The organism is Allochromatium vinosum DSM 180 (assembly GCF_000025485.1).
GTDB classification, from domain to species: Bacteria; Pseudomonadota; Gammaproteobacteria; order Chromatiales; family Chromatiaceae; genus Thermochromatium; species Thermochromatium vinosum.
Window position 1 is genome coordinate 2,897,713 of the sequence record NC_013851.1, and the last position, 7,288, is coordinate 2,905,000.

Genomic DNA, 7,288 nt, shown 5'->3' on the forward strand with positions numbered 1-7,288 from the left:
ATCGGGAGTCGAATGAGACCCTGATCAGGCGCGGTTCACGCAGACTCGGGGATCAGCGAACACTCAAGGCCGCGCGCTCGCGCTCCTCGAGTTGCTGAAACAATTCTAGTACCCAAATCACACGCTCGCCGACGCCTGCCGGAGTGCGTTGCGGCGTCTCGGCGACGACGGCTTCGACGAGGAAACGTGTTTCCTCCAGCGCGGGCGCCTCGACAGGACGCGCACTCACGACCGCGCGGCCCAGGATGGGCGCGAGCAGTTGCAGCTTGCGCGGCGCCGGTACCACGGCCCGTTGCGAGATCGAGTCCAGCCCCTGGCGTTCGACCTGACGCCCGATCTCGGCATAGAGATAGCGCGCGGCGTTGATCCCGGCGCGACAGCCGAGCGGCAGACCGGCGATCCCGGCATCCGAGCGCTGATAGAGTTCGTCGGCGGTCTGAAGCAGACGCCGCACCACCGAGGCAATGGCTTCGTTGAAGACCGGATTCTTCAGCCACTCGTCGGGATCGACACCCGCCTCGCGCACCCAGGACAACGGCAGATAGATACGCCCGTTGCGCGCGTCCTCGCCGACGTCGCGGCAGATGTTGGTGATCTGCATCGCCACGCCCAGATCACAGGCGCGCGCGACCATCTCCTCCGAACGTGCGCCCATCAGCGCCGCCATCATGGCCCCGACCGTACCGGCGACGCGCGCCGAATAGTCGTAGATCCCGGACAGATCCTCGTAGCGCCGCCCCTCGGCATCCCATTCGAAGCCCTCGAACAGCGCCTCCAGCAAGCGCTTGGGGATGGCGAAGTCGCGCACCACGTCGGCGAGCGCACGGTCGATCGGATCGTCGATCGGCGTGCCGGCATAGAGCCGGTCGAGCCGGTCGTTGAGCATCTCCAGCGCCTCGGCCTGGAGGACCGGATCATCGCCGACGCAGTCGATGGCGTCATCGGCGATGCGGCAGAAGGCATAGAGCGCGATCGCCGGATCGCGGAAACGCGCCGGCAGCAGGAAAGAGGCGGCATAGAACGACCGCGAGCCGCAGCGCAACAGCTCGCGACAGGCGGCGATGTCGGCCGCCGTCGCATGCGTCTTCTTGGTGTTGTTATGGTCAGACGAAAGTTGAGGCATCGGGCACCACCCTGTCGAGGACTCGCGCGGAAGAGATGACACCAGGCACACCCGCGCCCGGATGCGTCCCCGCGCCGACCAGATAAAGATGTTCCACCTCTTCGCTCTTGTTGTGCGGACGAAACCACGCACTCTGCATCAAGATGGGTTCGAGACTGAAGCCGGCGCCCAGATGGGAGTTCAAGCGGTGTTTGAAGTCCAGGGGCGTCGTGACGAGCGAGGTCGCGATCTGATCCTCCAGTCCGGGCAGGATCGAATCGCTCAGATACTTGGCGATCCGGGCGCGATAGGGTTCGGCCTGGGTCTCCCAATCGGCATCGCCGCCGAGATGCGGCACCGGCGCCAGGGCGTAGAAGGCATCGCAGCCCTCAGGTGCCAGACTCGGATCGGTCGCCGTCGGACGGTACAGATAGAGGCTGAAGTCCTCGGCGAGCGTCTTGCGCTTGAAGATGTCCTGGATCAGTTCCTTGTAACGTGGGCCGAGCAGGATGGTATGGTGCTTGACGTCCGGGTACTGGCGCTTGGTGCCGAAGTACCAGACGAACAGCCCATTGGAGAACTTGGAACGCTCGATCTTGCCGTCCGTCCAGCGCTTGCGCGGATGCTCGGCCAGCAGCTTGCCGTAGGTGGTCGCCGGATCGACGTCGGAGACGACCACATCGGCCGCGATCTCCTCGCCCGTGGCCAGACGCACGCCGGTGGCCTTGCCGTTTCGGGTCAGGATGCGCTCGACCTCGGCGTTGTAGCGGATCTCGGTACCCTGCCCTTCGACCAGATTCACCAGCCCCTTGACCACGGCGCCGGTGCCGCCCATCGCCGAATGCACGCCCCATTTACGCTCCAGGAAGGAGATGAGGACATAGATCGAGGTCACGGTGAAGGGATTGCCGCCGATCAGCAGCGGATGGAAGGACAGCACCTGACGGATGAAGGGATCTTTGATATAGCTCGACACCATCCCATAGACGGTGCGATAGCTCTGAAGCATCGCCATGTCGGGCACGATGCGCAGCATGTCGGTGAGGTTCGTGAAGGGTACATGGGCCAGATCCTCGAATCCGACCTTGAACACCTTCTCGCTCATGGCCATGAAGCGGTCATAGCCCGCCACGTCCGCCGGCGAATACTGGGCGATCTGCGCCTTGACCTTGTCGGCATCGCCGCTGTAGTCGAAGACTCGGCCGTCGTCGAAACGGATGCGATAGAAGGGATCCATCAGACGCAGATCGACGTCGTCTTCGAAGCGCCGGCCACCGAGATTCCACAGCTCTTCCAGAAGGAAGGGCGCGGTGATGATGGTCGGACCGGCGTCGAACGAGAAGCCATCGCGCCGATGGACATAGGCCCGTCCGCCGGGGGCGTCGAGCTTTTCGAGTACCGTCACCCGGAAGCCGCGCGCGGCCAGACGAACCGCCGCCGCCAGACCGCCGAAACCACTGCCGATGACGACCGCGTGGGCCTGACCTCGACCTTGAGCACTACCAGGAACATGCGAAGCCGCGACTGTCAAGTTCGTTTACCTGCCTTACTGTCAAGATAGGTTGACAGTATAGCAAGATCGGCTCCGAGTCATCCCCTGAGATTAGTCGGAAATTCAGCGATTCTCCGTCGTCTGGAGCAGCCCCAGACACGCGCCGATTCCGCACACGATCTCGGCGACCTCATGCGGCCGTTCCTCATGCGCCAGATGGCCCAATCCAGGCAGCTCGAACAGCTTGGCGTCCGGGCGCAGATTGGCACGAACCCGGTGCGCCTCGCGCGGCGAGACGGTCGTATCCTGGTTGCCGACGATCAGGAATAAGGGGGTATCCAGGCTTGGCAGGCTCTGTTCGATCAGATTCAGATCCCAGTTGGCCATCATCGACAGCGAAGCCCGGACATGCGACGGATGCCGGATCAAACGCTGATAGAGGTCCACACCAGCCGGCTCCAGGGTCGAACCTGTACTGTCGACCAGACGCTCGATGACGCGACGATTTCGAGCCCGCCAGGCGAAGGCGCGCGAGACCAGCGAATTGGTGGCGAAGAGCTTGGCGGCGGGGGAAAACAAGCGCCCCGGCAGACCGCGCCAGGGCAGCAGAGCACCATTGAGGCTAATGAGTCCGCGCGGCGCGATCCGTCCCTCCAGACGGGCACGGATCAGAATAGCAGCGCCCGCCGAGTGTCCGAGTACCAGATCCGGCTGAACACCCAATGTCTCCACAAGCGAACCGATGAGCCCCGCCATGCCCGGAAGCGACATCCGCTCATAGGGTGGCGCACTCGTAAAACCATGCCCCGGAAGATCCGGCGCGATGAGAGTGAAATGTTCGGCCAGAATAGGCGCGAAATCACGCCAGGAGTGGGTCGCCGCACCGGTGCCGTGCAGCATCAACAGTACGGGGCCCTGCCCCATCCGCTGCACATGCCAGCGCAATCCACCCGCCGAGACGAATTCGCTCGATGCGCGGTTCGGCCAGTCCCGGCCATCCAACTCCCAATTCGGTAAGGCATACACGCTCATGGTTCTCGCTCGATCAACCAGAAACAAAGGCATTGTAACCTTTGTCTGGAGCGATCGATAAAGACTGTCTCAAGAGCGTTTTACGTTGAATGGTCGCGCCTCAGACTTCGAGCTGTAGACGCACTTTCTTCATGGCGTTCTTCTCGATCTGCCGGATACGCTCGGCCGAAACCCCGAATTTCTCGGCCAGTTCGTGCAGAGTCTGCTTCTTTTCCGACAACCAGCGCTCGAAGAGGATCGTCTTGCTACGTTCGTCCAGATCCGCGAGGGCCGCATAGAGGCGCTCACGTTGATCGCGATCCGTGTCCTCGTGTTCCAGCAGTCGCGATGGCTCCATGCGCACGTCAGGCAGATAGGTCGAGGGCGCGGCCGGCGAGTCGTCGTCATCGTCCTCGAGTCCGTCGAACGACAGATCCTGGTTGGACAGCCGTGACTCCATCTGAAGAACGACTTCGGGTTTGACACCGAGATCAGCGGCTACCTCGTCCACTTCCTGCTTGGTCAGCCAGCCGAGACGCTTCTTGGAACTGCGCAGATTGAAGAACAGCTTGCGCTGAGCCTTGGTGGTGGCCACCTTGACGATGCGCCAGTTACGTAGGATGTACTCGTGGATCTCGGCACGAATCCAATGCACGGCGAAAGACACCAAACGCACACCCATGTCGGGTTCAAAGCGGCGCACGGCTTTCATCAAGCCGACTGTGCCTTCCTGGATCAAATCGGGCAGTGGCAGACCATAACCCAGATAGCCGCGTGCGATCCGGATCACGAAGCGCAGATGCGAAGTCACCAAGCGTTTGGCAGCCTCCATGTCGTTCTGGTCGCGCAGGCGCACCGCCAACGAACGCTCTTCCTCGAGCGTTAAAACAGGGATCTGGTAGGCACTGTTGATGTACGCCTCAATCGTGCCAGTCGGCAGTATGGAGAAGTCTTTGGCCATAGCGAGATACCTGTAGTCAGTTAGACGATGATTTGTCCTAGCATTTAAGTCAGGATTTTCCCATCACTTTTGACAGGGTTTTTCGGTGAAAGCACCTGCTTGATGTTGAGTAAAACTCTAGGTGTTTCGTGGATCTCGCGCAAGAGGTGAAGCGCCGATCAGAGATCGTATGTTTCGATGGAAATCATCGTCGAAACTGATCGACGTCGGAAAGGAAAACGCGCAAAGCCAAAACCCCCGCCACGGTTAGGTGGAGGGGGTTTTGAGGGAATAGGGCCCTGGCGGTGCCCTAGGTTCGCATGGGGAGGCCCCACACTAGGATCGGCGAAGACCTGTTTCACGTCTGAGTTCGGGACGGGATCAGGTGGTTCCAAGTCTCTATGGCCGCCAGGGAAAGGGTGGGAGCGCCGGGTGTGTGGTCCGACGGTCCGCGAAACGGTGAGTGATCGTAAGGGTAACGCACTTGGGTGTTATATGGTCAAGCCGCACGGTCAATTAGTACGGGTTAGCTGCACGTGTTACCACGCTTCCACATCCCGCCTATCCACGTTGTGGTCTTCAACGGACCTTCAGGGGCATCGAGTGCCCAGGGAGATCTTATCTTGGGAGGGGCTTCCCGCTTAGATGCTTTCAGCGGTTATCCCGTCCGTACATAGCTACCCGGCAATGCCACTGGCGTGACAACCGGAACACCAGGGGTACGTCCACTCCGGTCCTCTCGTACTAGGAGCAGCTTCCCTCAAATCTCCAACGCCCACGGCAGATAGGGACCGAACTGTCTCACGACGTTCTAAACCCAGCTCGCGTACCACTTTAAATGGCGAACAGCCATACCCTTGGGACCGACTTCAGCCCCAGGATGTGATGAGCCGACATCGAGGTGCCAAACACCGCCGTCGATATGAACTCTTGGGCGGTATCAGCCTGTTATCCCCGGAGTACCTTTTATCCGTTGAGCGATGGCCCTTCCATACAGAACCACCGGATCACTATGACCTACTTTCGTACCTGCTCGACGTGTGAGTCTCGCAGTCAAGCACCCTTATGCCATTGCACTCAGAAGGTTGATTTCCGACCAACCTGAGGGTACCTTCGTGCTCCTCCGTTACACTTTGGGAGGAGACCGCCCCAGTCAAACTACCCACCATGCACGGTCCCTGACCCGGGTAACGGGTCGAGGTTAGAACGTCAAACAGACCAGGGTGGTATTTCAAGGATGGCTCCACGGCAACTGGCGTCACCGTTTCACAGCCTCCCACCTATCCTACACAAGTCGGTTCAACGTCCAGTGCAAAGCTATAGTAAAGGTTCACGGGGTCTTTCCGTCTAGCCGCGGGGACTCGGCATCTTGACCGAGAATTCAATTTCACTGAGTCTCGGGTAGAGACAGTGCCGCCATCGTTACGCCATTCGTGCAGGTCGGAACTTACCCGACAAGGAATTTCGCTACCTTAGGACCGTTATAGTTACGGCCGCCGTTTACCGGGGCTTCGATCAAGAGCTTCTCCGTGAGGATAACCCCATCACTTAACCTTCCGGCACCGGGCAGGCGTCACACCCTATACGTCCGCTTGCGCGTTTGCAGAGTGCTGTGTTTTTAATAAACAGTCGCAGCGGCCTGGTCACTGCAACCTCCTTCGGCTCCGGCCGCAGGGCCTTCACCTACACAGAGGCGCACCTTCTCCCGAAGTTACGGTGCCATTTTGCCTAGTTCCTTTACCCGAGTTCTCTCAAGCGCCTAGGGATTCTCACCCAACCCACCTGTGTCGGTTTGGGGTACGGTCACACACCACCTGAAGCTTAGAGGCTTTTCTTGGAAGCCGGGCATCAATCACTTCATGTCCGTGGACACTCGTCATGGGGTCTCGGGATTGTGCGCCCGGATTTGCCTAAGCACACTCCCTACACCTTTGAACCGGGACAACCAACGCCCGGATGACCTAGCCTTCTCCGTCCCCCCATCGCAGTGGTGTCTGGTGCGGGAATATTGACCCGCTTCCCATCGACTACGCCTTTCGGCCTCGCCTTAGGGGCCGACTCACCCTGCGCCGATGAACGTTGCGCAGGAACCCTTGGGTTTTCGGCGAGGGGGACTCTCACCCCCTTTGTCGTTACTTATGTCAGCATTCGCACTTCCGATACCTCCAGCCAGCTTTACAACTGACCTTCGACGGCTTACGGAACGCTCCCCTACCATGCTAGTAAACTAGCATCCGCAGCTTCGGTACATGGCTTAAGCCCCGTTACATCTTCCGCGCAGGCCGACTCGACCAGTGAGCTATTACGCTTTCTTTAAAGGGTGGCTGCTTCTAAGCCAACCTCCTGGCTGTCTGGGCCTTCCCACATCGTTTCCCACTGAGCCATGATTTTGGGACCTTAGCTGGCGGTCTGGGTTGTTGCCCTTTTGACGACGGACGTTAGCACCCGCCGTCTGTCTCCCGTGGTCGCACTTGCCGGTATTCGGAGTTTGCCTCGGTTTGGTAAGCCGGGATGGCCCCCTAGCCGAAACAGTGCTCTACCCCCAGCAGTGATCCACGAGGCGCTACCTAAATAGCTTTCGGGGAGAACCAGCTATCTCCGAGCTTGATTAGCCTTTCACTCCGACCCACAGCTCATCCGAATCTTTTTCAACAGATCCCGGTTCGGGCCTCCAGTGAGTGTTACCCCACCTTCACCCTGGCCATGGGTAGATCGCCCGGTTTCGGGTCTACTCCCAGCGACT

Annotated in this window: 4 protein-coding genes and 2 rRNA genes (1 of these 6 cut by a window edge); all 6 read right to left on the reverse strand. The window is 60.0% G+C overall.

The window, feature by feature from the left end:
* Nucleotides 1-52 precede the first annotated feature (52 nt).
* On the reverse strand, nucleotides 53-1,123 hold the full coding sequence (locus tag ALVIN_RS12805; RefSeq protein ID WP_012971748.1) for a phytoene/squalene synthase family protein: 1,071 nt from the start codon (nucleotides 1,121-1,123) through the stop codon (nucleotides 53-55).
* A complete protein-coding gene (locus tag ALVIN_RS12810; protein ID WP_012971749.1) occupies nucleotides 1,104-2,633 on the reverse strand; it encodes a phytoene desaturase in 1,530 nt (509 codons plus the stop codon). The genes ALVIN_RS12805 and ALVIN_RS12810 overlap by 20 nt, the downstream gene beginning before the upstream one ends.
* An 84-nt stretch (nucleotides 2,634-2,717) precedes the next feature.
* Nucleotides 2,718-3,626: an alpha/beta fold hydrolase BchO gene (gene bchO, locus ALVIN_RS12815; protein WP_012971750.1), complete on the reverse strand. Its 909-nt coding sequence runs from the start codon at nucleotides 3,624-3,626 to the stop codon at nucleotides 2,718-2,720.
* 100 nt (nucleotides 3,627-3,726) lie between these two features.
* Nucleotides 3,727-4,566 carry an RNA polymerase sigma factor RpoH gene (gene rpoH / locus ALVIN_RS12820; protein WP_012971751.1) on the reverse strand — a complete coding sequence of 280 codons (840 nt, stop codon included), beginning with the start codon at nucleotides 4,564-4,566 and terminating at the stop codon, nucleotides 3,727-3,729.
* Between the two features lie 276 nt (nucleotides 4,567-4,842).
* Nucleotides 4,843-4,958: ribosomal RNA gene (gene rrf, locus ALVIN_RS12825) — 5S ribosomal RNA — on the reverse strand.
* Between the two features lie 82 nt (nucleotides 4,959-5,040).
* Nucleotides 5,041-7,288 (reverse strand): 23S ribosomal RNA (locus ALVIN_RS12830) (it continues 646 nt past the right edge of the window).

Bases quoted from the DNA above. Each gene is read 5' to 3' on its own strand.
- bchO (WP_012971750.1), bottom strand. From the start codon at position 3,626: ATGAGCGTGTATGCCTTACCGAATTGGGAGTTGGATGGCCGGGACTGG.
- ALVIN_RS12805 (WP_012971748.1), bottom strand. From the start codon at position 1,123: ATGCCTCAACTTTCGTCTGACCATAACAACACCAAGAAGACGCATGCG.
- rpoH (WP_012971751.1), bottom strand. From the start codon at position 4,566: ATGGCCAAAGACTTCTCCATACTGCCGACTGGCACGATTGAGGCGTAC.